General features: G+C 54.3%; 17 protein-coding genes and 1 other RNA gene. 10 read left to right on the forward strand and 8 right to left on the reverse strand.

Annotated elements, in window-relative coordinates; translation table 11 throughout:
- Positions 1-134 precede the first annotated feature (134 nt).
- Positions 135-1,373 (forward strand): aspartate aminotransferase family protein, encoded by a 1,239-nt coding sequence (locus RHJ02_RS03170; protein WP_206201034.1) that lies wholly within the window; start codon positions 135-137, stop codon positions 1,371-1,373.
- On the opposite strand, the gene RHJ02_RS03175 is transcribed toward RHJ02_RS03170, so the two are convergent.
- Positions 1,370-4,351 (reverse strand): FHA domain-containing protein, encoded by a 2,982-nt coding sequence (locus RHJ02_RS03175; RefSeq protein WP_206201035.1) that lies wholly within the window; start codon positions 4,349-4,351, stop codon positions 1,370-1,372. The two genes, RHJ02_RS03170 and RHJ02_RS03175, sit on opposite strands and share 4 nt — an antisense overlap.
- Before the next feature lie 232 nt (positions 4,352-4,583).
- Between RHJ02_RS03175 and RHJ02_RS03180 the strand changes: the two genes are divergently transcribed.
- The 4 genes from RHJ02_RS03180 to RHJ02_RS03195 all read left to right on the forward strand — a co-directional run bounded on the left by RHJ02_RS03180 (position 4,584) and on the right by RHJ02_RS03195 (position 7,281).
- On the forward strand, positions 4,584-5,336 hold the full coding sequence (locus RHJ02_RS03180; protein ID WP_206201036.1) for a response regulator transcription factor: 753 nt from the start codon (positions 4,584-4,586) through the stop codon (positions 5,334-5,336).
- Between the two features lie 35 nt (positions 5,337-5,371).
- Positions 5,372-6,547, forward strand: a complete 1,176-nt coding sequence (gene bioF, locus RHJ02_RS03185; protein WP_310743373.1) for an 8-amino-7-oxononanoate synthase — start codon at positions 5,372-5,374, stop codon at positions 6,545-6,547.
- Positions 6,548-6,628: 81 nt separating this feature from the next.
- Positions 6,629-6,835, forward strand: coding sequence for a glycogen debranching protein (locus RHJ02_RS03190; protein WP_206201038.1), 207 nt, complete (start codon positions 6,629-6,631; stop codon positions 6,833-6,835).
- A gap of 131 nt (positions 6,836-6,966) precedes the next feature.
- Positions 6,967-7,281, forward strand: a complete 315-nt coding sequence (locus RHJ02_RS03195; protein WP_190278082.1) for a DUF5132 domain-containing protein — start codon at positions 6,967-6,969, stop codon at positions 7,279-7,281.
- Between the two features lie 59 nt (positions 7,282-7,340).
- Here the strand turns inward: RHJ02_RS03195 and RHJ02_RS03200 are convergent, their stop codons facing one another.
- The gene (locus tag RHJ02_RS03200) at positions 7,341-8,231 is read right to left on the reverse strand and encodes a universal stress protein (protein WP_206201039.1); all 891 of its coding nucleotides are present in this window, start codon (positions 8,229-8,231) and stop codon (positions 7,341-7,343) included.
- A gap of 560 nt (positions 8,232-8,791) precedes the next feature.
- Between RHJ02_RS03200 and RHJ02_RS03205 the strand changes: the two genes are divergently transcribed.
- Complete coding sequence (locus RHJ02_RS03205) at positions 8,792-9,079, forward strand: Mo-dependent nitrogenase C-terminal domain-containing protein (RefSeq protein WP_206201040.1); 288 nt, start codon at positions 8,792-8,794, stop codon at positions 9,077-9,079.
- A gap of 18 nt (positions 9,080-9,097) precedes the next feature.
- The gene (locus tag RHJ02_RS03210; RefSeq protein WP_206201041.1) at positions 9,098-9,811 is read left to right on the forward strand and encodes a ComF family protein; all 714 of its coding nucleotides are present in this window, start codon (positions 9,098-9,100) and stop codon (positions 9,809-9,811) included.
- Here RHJ02_RS03210 and cobS read toward each other — a convergent pair.
- The 6 genes from cobS to RHJ02_RS03240 form a co-directional block, all read right to left on the reverse strand.
- Positions 9,742-10,473 carry an adenosylcobinamide-GDP ribazoletransferase gene (gene cobS / locus RHJ02_RS03215; protein ID WP_310743374.1) on the reverse strand — a complete coding sequence of 244 codons (732 nt, stop codon included), beginning with the start codon at positions 10,471-10,473 and terminating at the stop codon, positions 9,742-9,744. The two genes, RHJ02_RS03210 and cobS, sit on opposite strands and share 70 nt — an antisense overlap.
- Positions 10,470-12,101, reverse strand: a complete 1,632-nt coding sequence (locus RHJ02_RS03220; protein ID WP_310743375.1) for a pitrilysin family protein — start codon at positions 12,099-12,101, stop codon at positions 10,470-10,472. The genes cobS and RHJ02_RS03220 overlap by 4 nt, the downstream gene beginning before the upstream one ends.
- Positions 11,990-14,827: a DNA polymerase I gene (gene polA / locus RHJ02_RS03225; protein WP_310800449.1), complete on the reverse strand. Its 2,838-nt coding sequence runs from the start codon at positions 14,825-14,827 to the stop codon at positions 11,990-11,992. The genes RHJ02_RS03220 and polA overlap by 112 nt, the downstream gene beginning before the upstream one ends.
- Positions 14,828-14,908: 81 nt before the next feature.
- Complete coding sequence (locus RHJ02_RS03230; protein ID WP_310438052.1) at positions 14,909-18,049, reverse strand: FHA domain-containing protein; 3,141 nt, start codon at positions 18,047-18,049, stop codon at positions 14,909-14,911.
- A 40-nt stretch (positions 18,050-18,089) separates the two neighbouring features.
- Positions 18,090-18,329: a hypothetical protein gene (locus RHJ02_RS03235; protein WP_206201046.1), complete on the reverse strand. Its 240-nt coding sequence runs from the start codon at positions 18,327-18,329 to the stop codon at positions 18,090-18,092.
- Positions 18,326-18,997 (reverse strand): PHP domain-containing protein, encoded by a 672-nt coding sequence (locus RHJ02_RS03240; RefSeq protein WP_225901640.1) that lies wholly within the window; start codon positions 18,995-18,997, stop codon positions 18,326-18,328. Before RHJ02_RS03240 ends, RHJ02_RS03235 begins: the two co-directional genes overlap by 4 nt.
- Positions 18,998-19,117: 120 nt before the next feature.
- Here RHJ02_RS03240 and ffs point away from each other — a divergent pair.
- The 3 genes from ffs to crtD all read left to right on the forward strand — a co-directional run bounded on the left by ffs (position 19,118) and on the right by crtD (position 21,457).
- An RNA gene (gene ffs / locus RHJ02_RS03245) (signal recognition particle sRNA small type) lies at positions 19,118-19,214 on the forward strand.
- A 23-nt stretch (positions 19,215-19,237) separates the two neighbouring features.
- Positions 19,238-19,882, forward strand: a complete 645-nt coding sequence (gene hisIE, locus RHJ02_RS03250; protein WP_206201047.1) for a bifunctional phosphoribosyl-AMP cyclohydrolase/phosphoribosyl-ATP diphosphatase HisIE — start codon at positions 19,238-19,240, stop codon at positions 19,880-19,882.
- A 78-nt stretch (positions 19,883-19,960) separates the two neighbouring features.
- On the forward strand, positions 19,961-21,457 hold the full coding sequence (gene crtD, locus RHJ02_RS03255; protein ID WP_310800450.1) for a C-3',4' desaturase CrtD: 1,497 nt from the start codon (positions 19,961-19,963) through the stop codon (positions 21,455-21,457).
- Positions 21,458-21,479 lie beyond the last annotated feature (22 nt).

The raw sequence follows: 21,479 nt of genomic DNA on the forward strand, positions 1-21,479 counted from the left end.
ATACTAGGTGTAGTGTACCGAAGCAATCCTTGGGGGTCAATAAGCACTAATTCTAGAGCGACCCGTAACTCCCCTGCCACAGCGAGAGGGAGATGCTAAGATAGCAGGAAGTTTTTGCTTTGAGTCCAGAGTCAATGGTTGCTGCTCCCCCAACGTCCTTCAGTACCGATGCCTTTGACCAAGTGGTGATGACCACCTATGGTCGTTTTCCCATTGCGCTGCTGCGCGGTGAAGGCTGCCGCGTTTGGGATGATCAAGGCCGCAGCTATCTGGACTTTGTGGCGGGGATTGCCACCTGTACCTTGGGTCATGCCCATCCGGCCTTGGTGGAGACGGTCAGTCGGCAAATGCAAACCCTGCACCATGTTTCCAATCTCTATTACATTCCTCAACAGGGGGCGCTAGCGCAGTGGCTTGTGGATCACTCCTGTGGCGATCGCGTGTTTTTCTGCAATTCCGGTGCCGAAGCCAACGAAGCCGCCATTAAACTGGCGCGCAAATATGCCCATACCGTTCGCCACATTGCCAACCCGATCATCATTACGGCACAGGCTAGCTTCCACGGACGCACCCTCGCCACGATTACTGCTACGGGTCAACCAAAATACCAACAACACTTTGACCCCCTGGTGCCCGGCTTCGCCTATGTTCCCTACAACGATTTTGCGGCATTGCAGACTCTTGTTGAGCAACTAGATCAGTCCCAGCCCCAAGTGGCCGCTATTCTGTTGGAACCGTTACAGGGAGAAGGGGGAGTCCGTCCTGGCGATCGCCCCTACTTTGAGCAGGTACGCCAACTCTGTACCGAAAAAGGCATTCTCCTGATTTTTGATGAAGTACAAGCGGGTATGGGGCGCACGGGTTCCCTGTGGGGCTATGAAACCCTCGGTGTTGAACCCGATATTTTCACCTTGGCCAAAGGCCTAGCGGGGGGAGTTCCCATTGGTGCCATGATTGCCAAGGAGTTTTGTGCTGTCTTTCAGCCGGGGGATCATGCCAGTACCTTTGGCGGTAACCCCTTGGCCACGGCAGCAGCGCTCACGGTTTGTGAAACCCTTGAAAAAGAGAATCTCCTCGAAAATGTGCGCGATCGCGGGCAGCAACTGCGGACAGGACTACGCGAACTAGCAGCAACCTATCCTCAGCTCATTGCTGAGGTGCGCGGCTGGGGACTGATCAACGGTCTGGAACTGCAACCCGACACCCCCCTCACCGCTGCTGAAGTCGTCAAAGCTGCCCTTGCTGAGGGGCTATTGCTGGTGCCCGCGGGGCCGCAGGTGGTGCGCTTTGTCCCTCCTCTCATTGTCAGTGCTGCCGAGATTGATATGGCCTTAGGGGCAGTGAGCCGAGCCTTTGCCCACTTAGCAGCCTAAAGCACATCCTTGCGTTTTTGAAAAACCCCCACTAGTCCCAGCATGAGGGCAATAATGCCCCCTAAGCGCAGGTTATTGACGGTGACATTGGCGTTGAACGTGTGCCCCTGAAGACTCCAAAAGCGATCAATAAGAGCTTCACCGCTGGCGATCGCCCGCCCCCGCTGCTCTTTCCAGAGGGCAAATTGGTCTTGCCAGCGATCCATGGCCCTCTGATAGTCTTTGACCCGTTGATTGTATTCCTCGACGCGATCGCGATAGGCCTGATCAAACTCTAAGACCGAATTGGGCAGTGGCGGTGGATCACCCGGTTCCGGAGGTTGTGGGGGTTCGGGTTCATCTACAGCGGGGTGGTACTCCTTGCGCACGCCGGGAAAGCGGCAACGTTGAAAGAGGTTATCATCAAAACACGGACATTGCTCTAGGGCTTCAGGACTGAGTTTCTCCCGTTCAGATTTGGATTGCTGCCAGCAGGCATCCCGCGCCACATCCTGACCAAAGCCGAACAGGGACACCACATTGGCATAACTCCAGCGGGTCAGGGTGACATCGCTGATCAAATTGCCCACGCCCCCTAGATCCTTCAGAGGAATAATTGCTCCAGCAAAGGTAATCTGGGGTACCAAAAAGAGAATCGTTAACAAGGGAGCCACGGTTTGCGTCGGCGAGAGGGCAGAGACCAATAACCCCATCACCATGCCACCAAAGGTGGCCAGAAACAGCGTTAGATACAAGCCAGCGATCGCCCCAATACCGAGGCTCAGATCGATCGCCAAAAACTTCACCGCCAAAAAAACCGCTGCTTGGTACAGTGCCAGCACCACTGCTGGGCCAAGCTTGGAGAAAATATAGGGCCACAGCCCCAACCCCACCATCCGCTCCCGGCGATAGATCTCCAACTCCTTAACAATTTCCCGCATCGTCGCTAGGCTGCCCACCATCACCGCAATCAGCACAGTAACAAAGGCCATCGTAAATGCCTGCCCCGCATCCCCCTGATCCGGATCGAGAATCGTTGGCTTCCAGAGGACAAAATCCAAGGCTCCCAAAATCGGCGCGAGGGAGAGCATGAGAATGAGTGCCGCCCGATCCTGTCGCAAAATGGCCAAGTTTCGCTGAGTGAGAATCCACCACTGCCGCCACGGTGCCACTTGGGGAATCGTTGCTTTTTGGCGTTGGGGTTGGACTTGTCGGGTTGCCCCCGTATCCACGTTGAGGGGACGCTGCCGCTCCACCACATAGGTTTGATACAGATGAGACTGGCGATAGCGCTGCTGCCATACGGCTGGATTAGGTTCGCTCTCAATCTTGAGGTAAATTTCATCAAAATCTTGGACATCAAAATAGTTGAGGGCTTGATCCGGTGGCCCAAAATAGGCAAGGTGGCCGCCCCGTGCTAAAAACACCACCAAATCGCAGAGCATCACATTTTTAGTGGCATGGGTAATCAGTAAAATTGTTCGCCCCTGATCTGCCAACTGCCGCAACAGCCGCATCATCTGGGTTTCCGTGCCCGGATCCAAGCCAGAAGTGGCCTCATCCAAGAAAAATAAACTGGGGCGGGTGAGCAATTCCACACCAATCGACACTCGTTTGCGCTGACCGCCACTCAGTTGTTTCACCAGTACATTGCGGCGAGATGTTAACTCCAATTCCGCAAGGACGCGGTTCACCTGTTCCTGTCGCTCTTGATCGCTAAAATCAGCAGGTAAGCGCAGTCGTGCCGCATAGTCCAAGGCCTGAGCCACCGTTAGCTCACTGTGGATAATGTCATCCTGAGGCACATAGCCAATCTGGGTGCGATAGGTGCCAAAGTAGCGGTACAGATCATAGCCGTTGACGAGTACCGTACCCGCCGTAGCAGGACGAAAGCCGTTGAGGGCATCGAGGAGCGTTGATTTACCGGCACCACTGCCGCCAACAATCGCGACAAACTCGCGGGGCAAAATTGAAAGGGAAATATCTTGCAGCAGCTTTGCCCCCTTGGCGGTGGTTTTGCTGAGGTGGATGGCATCGAGGCGCAGATTGCCACTGTCGTTGTGGGGAACAATGGTTTCATCGGGGGTAAACAGCGAGCTATAGGGGCCAATGCGCACCAAGGCCCCCGTGGGTAAAGGCATAGGTTTGCGGGGTTCAAGGCGCTGGTTATTGATGAAGGTGCCGTTGGCAGAGTCGAGATCGACAATGTACCACTGTCCTTCCTGAAGGTAGAGGCGGGCATGAAATCGCGAGACGACCGGATGATCCAGCACCATATCGTTACTGGGGTCACGGCCAATCCGAATCTGCTGGCGATCGCGCAGTTGGAGGGGGCGCGTTTGCTCCACAACCTCCGTGGCGGGCATCAACAAGTAGGTCAGCCGCAGGAATTCCCCCACATGGATCACATCCCCCGGTGCCAAGGCATGTTCGCTAATCGTTTTTCCGCGCCAGTGGAGACCATTTTTGCTGCCCAAGTCAATAATTTTGTAATGCTCTCCCGATCGCACCAGCTTGGCATGGTGAAAGGACACAAAGGGATGGTCAATGGTGATGTCCGCCTTCGGATCCCGACCGAGAACCAGTTCCTCCTTCAGCAGCGGAAACTCCTGCAACCACTGGGGCGTCGCCACCTGCAAGATCGGCGTACTGGCAGCCCCCATCACCACCGTGCCCGGCAGTTCCGTTGTTGCTATGCCATCTGGATCAAAAATGGCTTCAAACTCACCGATTTGTAGGCGATCGCCCGCCTTCAGCGCCACAGGGGTGCGTGGCCGCAGCTTCGTACCATTCAAAAAAGTGCCGCTGGCGCTCCCGAGATCCGCCACTTGATAACCCGTCTCCGTGGGAATAATCAAGGCATGGTGGCGGGAAATCCCCTCACCGACGAGAATCACTTGGCTTTGGGGGTCGGTACCGATAAGCAGGCGATCGCGCCCCAGTTGAATTTGCTGTCGTGAACCATCAGCCGCTAAAAGGTTGAGAATGGGCACTGCCATACCGCTTGTTTAGAAACCCCACTTCATTTTGTCACTAGAGCCAGAGTAAGAATTTTCTATTACAGGAACAAGAAAAAACCCTAAAGTATTAGTCGTTACGAAATCATTGGGATTAAATTTGCTAAATTAGCATCCAATTCATCCAGACATTGCCACTCTGTTGCACCTTCTCCCAGACATGTAGAAGAAATCTCTTTTTCCTGTACTCCGCCGTTGTTGTGGGGATGTATTGATGTTGATGCACGTTGAAATTATTGAAAGTAACCCCCACCTGCGTTCCCTCCTTGGCTGGCACCTACAGCAAGTGGGGCACATCGTTCATCTTGCCAGTGGTTGTCAACAGGGGCAGGAAGTATTTCAACTGCGACATCCCGATTTGGTTGTTCTCGATCTGGACTTGAATGAGGGCAATGGTTTGGAATTATGCCGCTGGCTTCACTACCAAAACACTGTTTTGATTTTAGTTCTTTCTGGCCATGAGGATGAAGCGGATGTGGTGACGGCGCTGCGGGCGGGTGCCGATGATTACTTGGCCAAACCCTTTGGGATGCAGGAATTTCTTGCCCGAGTCGAGGCCTTGGCACGGCGAGCACGCCCCTGTTTACCCAGTGTCCTGAACTTGGGTGAGTTACAAGTCGATTTAGTGCAGCGGCGAGTGGTGGTACGCAATGTGCCAGTGGATTTGACACCGCAGGAATTTAGCCTACTCTATGTTCTGACGCAAATGGGGGGCACACCTTTGAGTCGTCAGGAATTGCTGCGGCGAGCTTGGCCAGAGAGCATTGACAACCCTCGCACCGTGGATACGCATATCTTATCTTTGCGTAAGAAAATCGAAGTGGATCCGCAGCAGCCGCGCCTAATTCAAACCGTGCGCAATGTCGGTTATCGACTGCACCTTGAGCCATTGAATGGGCGCTACCAGCAGAATGGCAATAAACCCCATTCCCGTCCCCCGCGATCGCCCCGCCACGTATTGGTTTAGACTTTGTCCAGTCTTCCTAAAATATTCTCTCTCAAATGAGCGATCCCTTTGCGTGGCTAGAACCTGCCCTAGATGCCCTGCACCGTGCCCATTGGTATCGCCAACCCCTTCTCAGTAGCGCACCGGGGGCAGTGGTGAGTGTTGGCGAGCCGCCCCGACCATTGATTAACTTTTGCAGCAATGACTATCTGGGTCTGGCCAACCATCCGCAGGTGAAAGCAGCCGCCATTAAGGCGATTGACGAATGGGGTACTGGGGCGACCGGGTCTCGCCTTCTGAGTGGTCAACGTTGTCTTCATGAACAACTAGAGCGGGCGATCGCCCAGTGGAAAGGCACAGAAGCTGCCTTAGTCTTTAGTTCGGGTACTGCCGCCAATCTCGGTACCATTGCTGCCCTTGTGGATCAACGGGACTTGGTGCTTGGGGATGCCTACAACCATGCTTGTCTCAAAAAAGGTGCCCGTCTCAGTCATGCGACGTTCTATGAATACCCCCACAACGCTGTCGCTGCCCTTGTCCAACTCCTAGAAACCCATCGCTGCCAATACCGCCGTTGTCTGATCCTCACGGATGGTGTCTTCAGTATGGATGGGGATGTCGCCCCCCTAGAGGAGATATTGGCGCTAGCCGAGACCTACACAGCCATGGTGCTAGTGGACGATGCCCACGGCACAGGGGTCTTGGGAACCAACGGTGCCGGTACCTTAGTCGCCTTGGGGCAATCGAGTCCGATCGTCATTCAAATGGGTACCCTCAGCAAAGCCCTTGGCAGTTTAGGGGGATACATTGCTGGCTCCCAAGCTCTGATCTCCTATCTGCAACACCGTGCCAGCACATGGATCTATAGCACTGGACTCTCACCGGCGGACACTGCTGCTGCCCTTGCTGCCCTTGAGCAACTACAAACAGAGCCTTCCCTACGCCAAGCCCTTGAGGAGCGCATTCAACAACTCGAAGAAGGACTGCAAGAATTGGGTTGCCCCGTTTTGCCCCGTCCGCTACCGACCCCCATCTTTTGCTTGCCTGCTCCCGATCCAGCCACTGTTCTCCAATGGGGTCAGAAATTACAAGAGGCTGGATGTTGGGTGGCGGCGGTACGGCCACCGACCGTGCCCTTTAGTCGGCTGCGCATCACCCTAAGAGCCGATCACACCCCTGAGCACATTGCGCAATTGCTGGCAGCATTGGCTGAGTTGTTAAAGTGCTGTTAAGAAGGGCTGACGGTCTCGGTGTATTTCGCCTAGGCTGGAGATAGTTCTGTGAAATCGGCAAACTGCGCCAAGGAGTGAGCGATGAGGATTTGGGTAAGCGAGCAAATTGATCCCTCTGGCCTGCTTTATGCCTGTATTGCCTGTCGTGATGAAGCTCAGGCGAGGGAGTGTGTGCAGTCTTTTGAGAAAAACTTAACAACAGAACAAAAAGCCGCCGGTTGGCAAGTGCGTCTGCGTACGGTGGCCTCTTGGGATGAGGTTCCCAGTACTGCCCTCAAGCTCTGCTAATCTTTTGGCTCAGCCCTGCATAAGAATCTCAGTGGAGCGATTAAGCCAGTGGGGACGTTGCCCTCTCTGCACCTTTGCTATCATGGGTGCGATGTGCTCATCATTGCTTTTCCTTTGGAGGATGCCGCAGAATGGAGTTTGAAGCCCTGTTACTTGGTTTAGAACCACTTACCGTGCTTGCCCTTGGGGTGGGTGCTGTTGCTGTTGCCCCCGTTGTGGGTGCCGTTGACTCAATGACTGGTCACAACTTGGCAGAGCAAGCTCGCAATGCGGCAAAATCAGGCTTGATGTGGGCGTTTGAAGCCTATGAAAAGGCACAGACGGCTGTCGCTGAAGCCAGTGAGTCTTTCCAAGACTTGGTTGCCGAAGCCCGCTCAGAAATGATGGAGCAAAAAGCAGCAAAGGCCGCCGCGCCTGAGGAACCCCGCCAAGTGACGATTAGCTAAGTTTTACTTTTAGTGCCTAATTGAAATGCCTTTGGGGTAGTTCTGCTGCCCCATCTTTTTTATTTTAATGAGCGACCAGCGGGCGGGAAATAGATCACGGGAAAGACGCAACGGCGAATGATCTCCCCGGCAAAACTAGGGATTGATAATTCCCAAATTTTACCGACGGAACCAGAGGAAACGGCAATCCCATAGATGTCGCGATCGTGGGCTGCCAATTGTGCTTCGACCACCGGACTACCAAAGCGAATCTCGGTTTCAATGCTCAGGCCATAGCCAGTGAATTCTTGCTTTAGCTCGGCAAGAATTTTTTCAGCCTTCGGACGTTGCTCGCCAACTCCCAGTTCCCCTTTGCCAGCATCGCTGATAATCCAGCAGAAGGTCAGTGCAGCAATGCTCGTTTGATCGCGCTTTTGCACGCCTTCCCGCAGTTTTTGAACAAGATGTTGGGCAGAGGGGCTGTGGTCGTAGGGCACTAGTAGGTGGCGAAAGAGATTTTGACAGCGGAGATTCAGTTCTGCGGTTGTCATCACCCACAACAGTTGCGGGCGCATAATCATCACTGGCACTTTAATCCGTTGCAGCACCTCAATGGTTGTACTGCCGAAGAGCTTCTCGTCCAAGAGATTGCGAATGGGACGGCTGGCCAGCACCAAGTCAATTTGATGCTTTTCAACGGTGTCCAGAATGGCATCGGCGGGGCGGCGGTTTTCGATGATCACTTCTGCTTTAAGATCCGCTGGAACTTTTGCGGCATCGATTTTGAGTAATTCGCGTGCCTGTTGCAGCTTTTTTTCCCGCAGCCGAGGCTTATCGCCATCCTCGTCAATGGGGCGGGCATGGAAGAAGATCAACTTGCGAGCACCCGCTGTTTTCAGTGCCTCAAGGTAGTGGGTCAGTTTGGGGAGACCATCATGGAGATCTGTTGGAATCAATATGTTCTTGAACATGCCAGTGCTCCCCAATGCCAAACTCTAATTGCAGATTACCTTAGAAGGGGGAGGCGCGCTACTCAGTTCTTTTCTCTTTTTAAGGAATAAAATAATTACCCCCTCGCAAGCCGCAGGGGTCGCTGCTGGCAAATGGCAAGGACACTGCCAAAGTCTTGGGGGCAGTTGCGCGACCCTATACAGACAACTGATAGAGAAGAAAACGGTTGCTTAGGGGCAACTTTTCGGAAAACCCCATCGTCAACTTCAACAGGAGTCACTAAAATAGGGATGGGTACAGAGTCATCATTAAATTCAATAATGTATCCATTACTACTAAATCCCTGTGAAACAAGGAGATTGTCTATCGTGATGCGATTTTCATTGAGATGTTTCTGGGATTTCGCTCCTCGCTAAGAGCTGTTAAATCAGAATCGCAACGACTTTTTTCCCATCGAATGCAGCGACACATTTGCCCTTCTCAAGAGAGGGTTTTAAGTAACTGAAATTGCCTTCTTAAACAGTTGAGGAAGGGGAGATTTCGCTGCCAACTTCAATGATTGAGTTGAGGTGTTGAGTTGATGACAATTTTGACGTTGGGGCAACGCATGCTCCGCACAATTTTGTGGCCTGTCCGGCAGTGGCTAGAGCATCTAGAAGTGCACGATCGCCAGCTTGCCCATCGTCTATGCCGCTTGATCCCCGCCCAGTGTCCCTTTGAACGCGATATCGTGGTTGCAAAATGGCATATTCACATTCCGCCCCTGTGCCACCTAAATCCTCTCTATGAGGAGTTGATGGTGTTGCGCTACCGTGCCCTCTGCTATTTGGCGGATGAGTGCCATGAGGATATTAGTGCCTACTGTTAGTGCCTAGGGGGTGTGCTGGTGTGGCGATCGCTCACCTCCTTTTTGGGGCAACAGCCCTGTTCCTGTTGTGGTCGAGCCAGTCCCCAAACGATCTGTAGGGATTGTGAACGGCGGCTGAGGTCATGGGAAGTGCGCCAACGCCAACGCTACTGGCGGGGCAGTCTCCCCCTTTTTCCCTGGGGGTATTATCAGCAAGACCTCAAGCGGGCGATCGCCACCATGAAATACAACAATCACCCCGAACTAGGTACCCTCTTTGGCCAATGGTTAGCCCTGAGTTGGTTGGAAGCAAAGATCGCCCAACGCCTCCCGTTGCAGATTGTGCCTATTCCTCTCCATCGCGATAAATTGCAGAGCCGGGGCTTTAATCAAGCAGCGCTCATTGCTGAGGGGTTTTGCCGTGCCCTTGAGCTACCCCTTGCCCCAGTGGGACTAATCCGCCAAAGAGCAACCCAGTTCATGTTTCAGCTTTCACTCACAGAACGCCAAGCCAATCTTGAGAATGCCTTTCGCCTAGGGCAGGGGCTGCAGCGACGGCGCTGGCTCCTTTTGTGCGATGACATTTATACCACGGGGACAACGGCACGAACTGCAGCCGCAGTATTACGGGGGGCTGGCTACAAGGTCTTGGGGATCATCACCGTGGCCGTGGCGCTGCCGGATCAACTGGTCGATTCCACCGTGAAGGCAACCAACATCAAGGCTTCTGTCCACTCAACAACCGCACCATAGGTATCCCCCGTGTGACCGCCCAACTGCCACTGAAACCATGCCGGGATCAAGAGGATGAGGAGCAAACCAAAAAGCAATTGTCCGAAGGGAAGCGGTAGCAGGAAGCTGAGTAACAGCACCAGTAAACCACTCGGCCAAAAATCGCGGGGAAAGGCACTACTGGCTTTATGGATCTGACCCGTGCCTTGGGGTTTCAAATAGGGATAGCGGGCGATCGCCCACACCTGAGCAAGGCGCCCGATTACCAATACCCACACCAAGACCTGACCCCTCTCTAAACTGCTCAAGGCCGCTACTTTTAAGAGCAAAATGACGAGTCCTGCCATGACGCCAAAGGCACCCGTGCGGCTGTCCGCCATCACCTCAAGGCGCCGCTGTTGATCCCTGACGGCTAAACCATCGGCCGTGTCCATGGCACCATCCAAGTGCAATCCCCCAGTTAATCCTAGCCAAAGTGCCACAACCAAGACACTGGCCACGAGGGGGGGAACGTGCAAAAATGCCAGCAGCCACTGCGCCCCCCAGAGAAGCATTGCCAACAGTAGCCCCACCCAAGGACACCACTTGGCAGCTCCCGCCAATTGCATGGGGCAGTTAGGGGGAATGGGCAAACAGGTATAGAAGGCGATCGCCCCCAACCATTCCATCCAAAGGGTCTTCATGAACGGGTTTGAATTTGCGCCACTGTCCGCTGCTGGGGTTGCAGGGATTGAGCCACCCGCTGAATGTCGGCAGGGGTAATGTCATTAATGGCCTCTAAACGGGCAAAGAGTTGCTGCCAGCCGCCGCCTTTTACAGCATACTCCGCCAAGAGCTTGGCCATCCCCTCATTGGACATTAGGTTTTGCAGCAGTTCCATCCGCAGTTGCGCTTTTACCCGATCCAGCTCTGCCGCCGTCACGGGTGTTGTTTGCAGTGCCTTGAGTTCTTGGGCAATACCTGCCGCAAGGGCAGCCGTCGTTTGACCCGGCGCCGGTGCCCCGTAGATGAGAAAGCGATTGGGGTATTTATTGCCGGGAAACCCCACGTAGGCTTGCACGTTGAGGGCTAATTTTTGCTCTAGGACAAGGGAACGGTAGAGACGGGAGGTGCGACCGCCACTGAGGAGACGTGTCAAAATTTCATAGGTGAGGTACGCGGGATCCCTCAAAGGTGGACAGGGATAGGCTTCAATATAGAGGGGTTGACTGGCCAATTCGAGGGTAATCTGCCGAGATTCCGTTTGCGGCGGTTCGGGGGGAATGGCTGTGGTTTTGCCCGTGCCCTTGGGATAGCGACTAAAATAAACCTTGGCCAATTCCTTCACCTTCTGGGGATCAACATCTCCGACAAGCACCATGGTCATTTTGTCAGGTGTGTAATACTGGCGAAAAAACCGTTCCACATCGGCGCGGCGCAGGTTTTGAATATCCTCACGGTAGCCAATGACGGGTCGGCGGTAGGGATGCTGACGAAAGCTGGTGGCCAAAAAGGCCTCAAAGAGTTGGCCAGTGGGGGAATTTTCAGTGCGCAGCCGCCGCTCCTCAAGGATGACTTCCTTTTCTTGATAGAAGTCGCGAAAGACGGGTTCCAAAAAGCGTTCCGACTCTAGGGACATCCACAGTTCCAATTTGTTGGCGGGAAAACTGTAGAAGTAACGGGTGGCATCGGCAGATGTGGTTGCATTGAGACCCACGCCCCCGGCCTGCTGGACAATTTGGCCATATTGATTGCGAATCACATAGCGATCGGCAGCCTGCTGCACAGCGGCAAATTCTGTAATCAATGCCTGACGTTGCCGCTCATCCGTCGTGGCTTGCAGTTGCTCAAAGAGGCGATCCAGTTGGGCAAGTTTTTCTTTTTCAGCGGCATAATCCGTCGTCCCAATGCGGCGGGTGCCCTTAAAGGCCAAGTGTTCCAGATAGTGCGCCACACCGGTCTGGCCTTCCGGTTCATCAACGCCCCCTACATCCACGTAGGTGAGAAATGACACTATCGGGGCTTGGTGTTGCTCCATGACAATGAAGTGCATCCCATTGTCAAGATAGAATTCACTGATTTGATCCATGGCACGGTCAATGTAGGGGCGAATCGTTTGGGCGTCGGCCGGCAAGGAGAGGGCGATCGCCCCCAAAACAAGGCAGAGGAGAATTTGCCAGAAATAAACTTGCCAGTGGCGTTGCTGCCGCATCAACAAACCTAGTTGGCCTCCAGCCAGTTGGCCGCCGCGTAAATGTCCACCGCAAGGGGCACACTCAGGGGTACTGCTGTACTCATGACTTCGGGAATTGTAGTTTGCAGTTGTTCCCACGCTTCAGGGGTCATCTCCAACACCAATTCATCGTGGACTTGGAGCAGCAGGCGGACTTCTTCAGGGGAAAGTAGGGGAGCCAGTTTCACCATCGCACACTTAATAATATCGGCACTGGAACCTTGAATCGGGGCATTGGCTGCCGCCCGCAATAGCCCCCGCTCGTAATTGCTCATTTTTAGTTTACTGGGATCGACATCGGCTAGCGCCTCTAAAGGCTTGCGCCGCAGGGCTTGCAGTTCAGAACTCTGAAATTCAAAATAGCGCCGCCGTCCCAAAATGGTTTCCACATAGCCTTGGCTGAGGGCAAGCCGTTCCATTTGCCGCAAATAGTCAAAGACGCGTGGATAGCGATCGTAAAACCGCTGAATAAACACCTTAGCATCGGCCACACTCACTCCGGCCTCACGGGCAAACCGCTGCGCTCCCATCCCGTAAATGACGCCAAAGTTAATAATTTTGCCCAAGCGTCGCTCGCTGGAACTAATGTCGGTTTTTTCTAGGAGAAACTGAGCTGTGAGATGATGGACATCCTCCCCTTTTTGGTAGGCCTCTAGTAGGGCCGGCTCTTGACTCAGATGAGCAAGGATGCGCAACTCAATTTGGGAATAGTCCGCTGCCACCAGCAACCAGCCCGGCTCGGGAATAAAGGCGCGGCGAATTTGCCGACTAAACTCGGTGCGAATGGGGATATTTTGCAGATTGGGATTAGAGGAGGAAAGGCGCCCCGTAGCGGTCACCGCTTGGTTGAATTCCGTATGTACACGGCCTGTGTCCGGACGCACCAAGGTTGGCAACACATCCACATAGGTGGATTTGAGCTTGGCGAGGGTGCGATGGTTCAAAATGAGTTCAATCACAGGATGATCTCCCCGCAGTTTTTCGAGGGTTGCGGCATCGGTGGAGTAGCCCAGTTTCGTTTTATGGGTCTTTTTTGTATCTAACCCCAAAATGCCAAAGAGCAGTTCACTCAGTTGCTTGGGGGAGGCCAAGTTAAAGGGTTGTCCCACGGCATCCCATGCTTGTTGTTGCAGTGCTGCCAGTTGCTGTTCGAGTTCTTGGGAGAGTTGCCGCAAATAGTCACTGTCAATGCGAATCCCCGTGGCTTCCATTTCCGCCAGAATGGGTTCGAGGGGCAATTCCACCTCTAGGAGGAGTTGGCGCAGGCGGGGGGGCAAGTCGGCCTCTAGTTTGTCCTTGAGAAGATAGGTGGTATAGACATCGAGGCCACAGTATTGCGCTACCACCGCAGGGGGGAGATCCGCAAGGGTTTGATCTTTGCCCACCAGACTACGGTAGGTTTGGGCTTGAAGGGGCAGATAGCGTTGACACAGATCCTTGAGGTTGTGACTGGCTTCGGGATTAATCACATAGCTCGCCAGCATCGTGTCAAATACGACACCTTGTAATTGAATCCCCTGAAACCGCAGCACCAAGCGGTCAAACTTGGCATTTTGCAAGACTTTGGGGTAGCGATCGCCCTCAAGAATCGGTCGCAAAGCGGCGAGGGTCTCTGGTAGGGGTAGGTTCTGCCCCTCTTTGTGCCCCAACGGTAGATAGGCCACCTGATCAGGCGCTGCGCCCCAACAGCAGCCCAAGCCCACCAAGGCAGCATCGCGGGGGTTCAAGGCCGTGGTTTCCGTGTCCCAAGCCACAGGATGGTTCGCATCGGTACAGGTTTCTAACTGGGCGATCAGCCATTGCAGTTGCTCTGGCGTCTCAATGAGTTGCACATTCACTGGATCGGGGGTGTCCGTCGGCGCAAAAAACCATGTTGCATCCGCATCGCTCTCTACATCCGGCAGTGTCCCCCCCAAGCGGAGGTGCCAGTCCTGAAGTTGCATCCGCAGGGTACGAAATTCCAACTGATCCAATAGCTGATCCAGCGTTGGCCAGTCAAAGGGACTCAGATGCAGTTCCTCTAGGGGGAGTTCCAAGGGGACATCGAGGATAATTTGAGCTAGGGTGCGGGAATGGCGGGCATCGGCCTCCCCATTGATCAGCTTCGTTCTTAGGCTAGGGGGCGTAATCTCATTGATGTGGGCGTAGATTTCCTCTAGCGTGGGGTACTGATTGAGTAACTGCACCGCTGTTTTTGGGCCAATCCCCTTAATACCGGGAATGCGATCGCTGGCATCGCCACAGAGGGCTTTATAGTCCACAATTTGCTCGGGCCAAACCCCCATTTTTTCCTTGACCTTGAGGGCATCAAAGACCTCCAGACCCTGCTTGCGTTGGCCAAGGGTATTCCCCAGATACAAGACCTGTACTTGACCTTCGCGATCAATCAATTGAAAGAGGTCGCGATCGCCACTGACAATGGACACCCGCCATCCTTGGGGTCGCAAGCGATGGGCCACCGTACCAATCACATCATCGGCTTCATAGCCCGGCTGACTCAACAGGGGTAGACGCAGTGCCCGCAGCAACGCCTGCAAATTGGCAATATCGGTAATAAAGTCCTCGGGCGTTTCTGCCCGCCCCGCCTTGTAGTTTTCGTCGGCTGTGTGGCGAAATGTCGGCTCCCCCAAGTCAAAAGCAATGGCCACATGATCCGGCTGCTGCTGCTCCAGAATCTCCAGCAGCGTCTTAAGAAAGCCAAAACACACACTAGTGGGAATCCCCGTGGAGGTACGCAACCCCCCCTCTCGCCCCTTACTAAAGGCGTAGTAGGCACGAAAGGCCAAGGAATGACCATCAATGAGTAAGAGATTGGCAGAAGGCATGGGGACAGGAAACGGCGGGGGATAACTTTTCCATTATTCAAAAAATTGGTCTAAAACCCCACCCCTGAAAATGGCAGCGTATCAACGGCTAAAGTCACGGCGTTTTTGGCAGAAGGGCAAAGCCACTAGCATTGCCAAGATGAGAATGCTTTGATCGCGCCAATGGCGTTGCACATCTACGGTAAACATGTAGCCTTGATCTCGTTGGAAGCGGCTGATAATGCCTTGGGCTTCATTGATGGCACGACTGCGTTGGCGGTTCCACTCAGAATATTTTAGTTCCCACTCATCCATGGCTGCCTGATAGGCTTGCAGCCGTTGCAGATAGTCTTGGAGCGCTGCTGGATCATTGGGGGGATCGCCCGGAGACTCTGGCCGCGGCGGTGCGGGTTCATCCACTTCGGGGACATACTTGGCGCGGATACCGGGGAAGTTACAGGTCTTAAAGAGACCGGGACCATAGCACAGACAAAAATCCCGCTGCATCTCCTCGGTCATTTTTTCCCGTTCCTCCTCTGGTTCGCGCCAACAGGGGTCATTGGCAATGTCATCCCCGATGCCTGTGAGCTTGACCATCGCCTCAAAGGGCCACTTAATGACCGTCAGATGGTTAATAATCTGCCCCGGTAACCCGAAGGAAGAAACGGGCTGAATCCCGCCACTAAAGATAATTTGGGGCACTAAAAACATCAGCACCAGCAGCGGCACAATGTTCTGGCTAGGGGCAAAGGCAGAGACTAAAAGACCCATCGCCATACCGCCAAAAATGGCAAGGGCAAGGGTGACGTACATGGCAAAAGTAACCCCCCAATCTCCCGGTAAATCCACCGCCAGCTTTGTCACCGCAAGGTAAGTGGCCGCTTGATAAAGAGCTAGCCCAAGGGCGATCGCCCCCTTGGAGCCAATGTAGGGCAACAGCCGCAGGCCAATCATCCGCTCCCGCCGATAAACCTCCACCTCCTTAACCAATTCCCGCATCGTTGTCATTGCGCCAATCATGACGGCAATCAGACTGGTGACAAAAATCATCGTCAGGGCTTGACCCGCATTCCCCGTTTCCGGATTAAAGAGATCCCGCTGCCAAGAAACAAAACTCAAACTCCCCAAGAGGGGGGCTATTAAGAGGGTCAGCAGCAGGTTACTGCGATCTTGGCCAAGAATTGTGAGATTGCGGCGGGTGAGAATGAGAAATTGTTGCCAAGGGGAGATTTTCGACTTGGGTTCACTGCTGCGACGGGATTTGCCCTTGGTGCGCCGTTGACTTTCATCGGGCATGTGAGCTAGCACCTGCTGTCGCCCGACCACATATTCCTGATAGAGGCGCGATCGCCGGTAGGCTTCCTCTAGTTCTGCCGAAGTGGGGGCATTGGGGTTTTTCTCTTTGTCTAGGGCACGATAGATGCCAGAAAAATCCTCGAGCTTAATGCCACTAAAGCGATCGCCAAAGGTAGCTCGGAAATAGGGCAGCAGTTGATCAGGAGGACCAAAGTAGGCCAGCCGGCCGCCCTCCGCTAGATAGATCACCAGATCACACTCCCGAATATTTTGGGTGGCGTGGGTAATGATCAGAATCGTTCGCCCCTGATCCGCCAACTGCCGCAGCAAAAACATCAGGTCGGCTTCCGTGCCCGGATCTAAGCCAGAGGTGGCCTCATCGAGGAAGAAGAGACTGGGTTGCGTGAGCAATTCGGCACCAATACACACCCGCCGCTGCTGACCGCCACTGAGGCGGGAAATGGGCACATCGCGACGATGGTTCAGTCCCAATTCTGTTAACACCTCGGTCACCCGCTGTTGGCGTTCCGCTGGGGTTGTATCGGGGGGCATGCGTAGTTTTGCCGCGTATTCCAAGGCTTGGGCGATCGTCAGTTCCTCGTGGATGATATTCTTCTGCGGTACATAGCCCAATTGCGCTTGAAAGGCCTGATAGTTGCGGTAGAAATTTGTGCCATTGACCAGTACCGTGCCCGTTGTTGCTGGCCGCAGTCCATTGAGGGCATCGAGGAGCGTTGACTTGCCGCTACCACTAGGCCCCAAGATGGCCACAAACTCCTTGGGCATGATCGATAGCGAAATATCGTGGAGAATTTGCGTTCCCTTGCCCACCACCTTACTGAGGTTGATGGCATCTAGGCGCATGTGACCCGATTCGGCATATTGGGTCAGGGTTTCATCAACATTGAGGACAAGGCGATCGCTACCAATGCGAATACTGTCCCCCACCCGCAGCAGTGTGGGTTCTTCTACCTCGCGGCCATTGACAAACGTGCCATTACTCGACCCCAGATCCGTGAGCAGGAAATCGCCATTGCGGCGCTCAATTTTGGCGTGGTGACGGGACACCGTTGGATGCTCAATCACCAGATCATTGCTTGGATCGCGGCCAATCGTGAACGTGTTGTATCCCACCAGCGAAATCGTCTTCACGGGGACAGTGGATGTCGCATCGGCCTCAGGAATCGCCAGTACTGTTGCTGTGCTCAACTCCGTCGCGGGGCTAAAGACAACGGCATGACGCTCTGTGTCAATGCGATCGGGCAACTCCTGCCCCACATAGGTCAGCGTCACAAATTCCATCAGGGCATAACTCTCCCCGATTCCCAAATGCACATTCATTGCCGGCTGCGGGTCACTGAGATCTACCACCTGCAAATGCTGATCCGCAAAGCGTAATTTCAAGTGGCAGGGCAAAAGTTCAGGGGTATCCACCACCACATCGCAGGCGGGATGGGTGCCTAAAAGCGTCGTTTGCTCCTGTAGCCCCCAGCGTTGCTGCCATGTTTTGGTGCGCACTTCAATCACAGGGACTTCAGTCTCTTTGCTGACCTCAGTGGTACGGGGTTGATAGTCGTGGTAGTGCCAGATGAGGCGAAAGCGCACAGCAGAGTTGCCCAGCGTTATCAAGTCGCCATCTTCAAGGGGAATGGGGGTATTAGGCACAACCGGTTGGCCATTGAGATGGGTGCCCGCTTTACTGCCGAGATCTACGAGGTGAACTTTCCCTTCTTGCCACTCCAAGAAAGCGTGGTAGCGGGAGACGGAAAGATCATTCAGGACAATGTCATTATCGGGGGCACGGCCAATTTTGAGGCCGCTGGCGGGTAGCTGAACCCCCTGCTCACTGACGGATTTGACAAGTTCTAACCATGCTGTTTGAGTCATGACCTTGGGGCAAAGGGGCTTGATGCCAGTCAGTTTACTGGATTCTGGCCGATCTGACAAAAGACGCCCGCCAAAGCTCAACCGGCGCAGAAACCTATCATTATTGCGAGGAGGGCAAAGAAGGCATCGGCAAATAACTCGCCACCTGTGACCATAGAAACTGTGCTTGCTCCCACAGGCGATCGGGACCAATACCAAAAAAGAGTTGCAACAGGAAAACAATCAGGGCAATTTTAATCGCCGTACCGAGAGTGACCTTGAGGACAGTGATCAGCCAGCGGAGCACGAACCAACTGATGGCGATCGCCCCTAAGGTGATCAGGATTTCAGTCACGGTCATCGCCGCACCAAGATATCTTGGCCATGGGTATCCGTGCCGCAGGTCTCCAGCAACTGGTGTTCAACGGCCAAAGCATGCACAAGGGCGGTTGTTTCAGGGGTGGGTTCCCACACATCGGGATTGCTGTAACAGTAGTAGGTTTCCACCCCATCAATCCCCCGCGCCACAGCTGCAGGAATCAATTGTTCAGCAGGCAAACGATAGCGCGCCGGGTGTGCCAAAATCGCCAAGCCTCCTGCTTCATGGAGTGCGGCAATCACCCGTTCTGCCTGTGCCAAGTCCCCTTGGGGGGCAGTGCCCATTGTATAGAGATGCAGGATCGGCGCATAGGGGTCAAAGCCATAGCCCAGAATATGCACCTCAGTACCCAAGAGTTGAGCCGTAATTTCAATGCCCGTGTAAACTTGGGGGCGATCCGTTCCTGGATAGGCTTCTACGTAGGTTCGAGCCTGAAAATAGCCCTCTAGGGCATGGTGATCGGTAATGGCAAATCCCTTGAGGCCATGGATCATTGCCTGTTGCGCCACTTGCTGCGGTGTCAGTTGCCCATCGGAGCAGATGGTATGGAGATGAAAGTTATAGCGATAGGGACAACTGGTTGCCGTCAACATCCGAAAGAGACCACGGAGAGTCTCAGCCTGCGTCACCATCAGTGCAGCAAGGGTCATAGGCATTACCAAATCTTACGCTGTTACCTCTTTAATATAAACTTTCTTTAAGAAACGAGAGATAAAGATTCCTAATAGGGCGATTTATGTACCTCGATGGGGTGTGCTAGGATACAAGTTGGCTCGGAATCATGCGATCGCAACGCCTCAACCTTGTCAGGTCCGGAAGGAAGCAGCAATACGGGATGCTTGCGGTAGGCGTGATCTCCGGGTCACCCTCTTGAGACCTGCGAACGATTCATGCCTGTCACTACCCTTAGCCTCCCCCTCGATGAGATTCGCTACGATGAACGGGGTTTAGTGCCAGCAATTGTCCAAGACTATTTGGACGGCACCGTGTTGATGCTGGCGTGGATGAATCGGGAATCGCTACAGAAAACCCTTGAAACCGGTCGTACGTGGTTTTGGAGTCGTTCGCGCCAAGAACTGTGGCCCAAGGGCGAAACCTCTGGCCATGTCCAGTGGGTCAAAAGTATCCGCTACGACTGCGATAGTGATGCCCTGTTGTTAACAGTAGAGCAAGTGGGCAAAGTCGCTTGCCACACGGGGCAGCGCAGTTGTTTCCACCGCCATGGGGAGGCCGGACAACGGGTAGAAGACCCACCAGCAGATACCCTTTCGCAAGTGTATAACGTGGTCTGTCAGCGGCGCGACTTTCCGCAGCTACAGTCCTACACTTCCAGCCTGTTCACAGCCGGTGATAATAAAATTCTCAAGAAGCTGGGCGAAGAAACCGTAGAAGTGGTGATGGCCTGCAAAGACGATGACCCCGAGGCGATCGCCAGTGAGGTAGCGGACTTGTTTTACCACACGCTAGTTGCCCTTGCCTATCATGGGGTGTCCCTGCGGCAGGTCTATGAGCAGCTTCAGTTGCGGCGGCGCTAGTTGCTTGCCGTTTTCCTTGTCAGCACTGGCTCAACGTCGTTAAAGTGCTAGATACAGGTAATTTACATAACTATACAAATGGCAAAGCAGGTGGTCGTCATTGGCGGCGGCATTGGGGGTCTGACCACAGCGGCATTGTTGGCACGACGGGGCTATCGGGTTCAGCTGTTTGAGCAGGCAGCCCAACTGGGGGGCTGTGCCTCCACATTTCAGCGGCGGGGTTTTACCTTCGATGTTGGCGCCACCCAAGTGGCTGGCCTTGAGCCGGGGGGGATTCACGCGGCGATTTTTGCTGAATTGGAGATGCCTCTGCCAGCAGCAACCCCCTGCGATCCTGCCTGTGCGGTGTATCTGCCGCAGGAAATGACGCCCATCAATGTTTGGCGCGATCGCGATCGCTGGCAACTGGAACGTCAACGCCACTTTCCCCACAGTGAGCGGTTTTGGCAAGGCCTTGAACACCTCTTTGCCATTAGTTGGCGATTTCAGCAGCGGCAGCCCATTTTACCCCCGCGCAATGGCTTTGATCTGTGGCAATTGGTGCAAGCCCTGCGTCCGGAGACGCTTCTCACGTTGCCCTTTAGCCTGATGACGGTGACCGATTGGATGCGTCTTTGCGGTGTCGGGGGCGATCGCCGGCTGCGGCAATTTCTGGATCTTCAACTCAAGCTCTACTCCCAAGTAGATGCCAGTGAAACCGCACTCCTCTATGCCGCCACCGCCCTCTGTCTGTCCCAAGACCCCCACGGCCTCTACCATCTCCACGGCAGCATGCAGGTGCTCAGTGATTTACTCGCCAATGCCTTGCAGCGCGATGGCGGTCAAATTTACACCCGGCATTTGGTGCGTCACATTGAAGTCGAGCGGGGGCGTGCCGTCGCTGTCCAAGTGGAGAACCTGAAAACAAAAACCTTGCAGCGCGTTGCAGCGGATCACATTGTGGCCAATGTCCCTGCCCAAAACCTGCCCCAACTCCTTGGCGATGCCATTCCCACTGGCTATGCCCGCCGCCTCAAAACACTGCCGCCGGCCGCCGGTGCCTTTGTGATTTACCTTGGCGTTAAAGAGGCCGCCATTCCCGAAAGTTGTCCACTCCACTTGCAGTTTCTCTACGATGCGGAAGGGCCGATTGGCGAAAATAACTCCCTGTTTGTCTCTGTGAGTCAGCCGCAGGATGGGCGTGCCCCCAGAGGCTATCGTACCCTGATTGCCTCCAGCTTTACTGAACCGAATTTTTGGCGTCAGCCTGACTTAGACTATGCCGCCACCAAGGCGCAATACACCCAAACAGCTCTTGAACACCTCGGGGAATTCTTTGATCTGCGGCCTGAGCACATTGTCCACTGTGAAGCGGCGACCCCCCGCACCTTCTGGCGCTATACCGCGCGGCTAGATGGCATTGTCGGGGGCATTAGTCAACGCCTGAGCACCTTTGGCCCCTTTGGCTTGGCCACCCGCACCCCGATTCCTCACCTGTGGTTAGCGGGAGATTCCGTGCATCCGGGGGAAGGTACGGCCGGTGTCAGCTATGGTGCCCGTGCCCTTGTGCAGCAACTGCTCGCCAATGATGCCTAAGGGATTCCTATTTTGGTGAAAA

The organism is Thermosynechococcus sp. TG215 (assembly GCF_031583455.1).
GTDB lineage: Bacteria > Cyanobacteriota > Cyanobacteriia > Thermosynechococcales > Thermosynechococcaceae > Thermosynechococcus.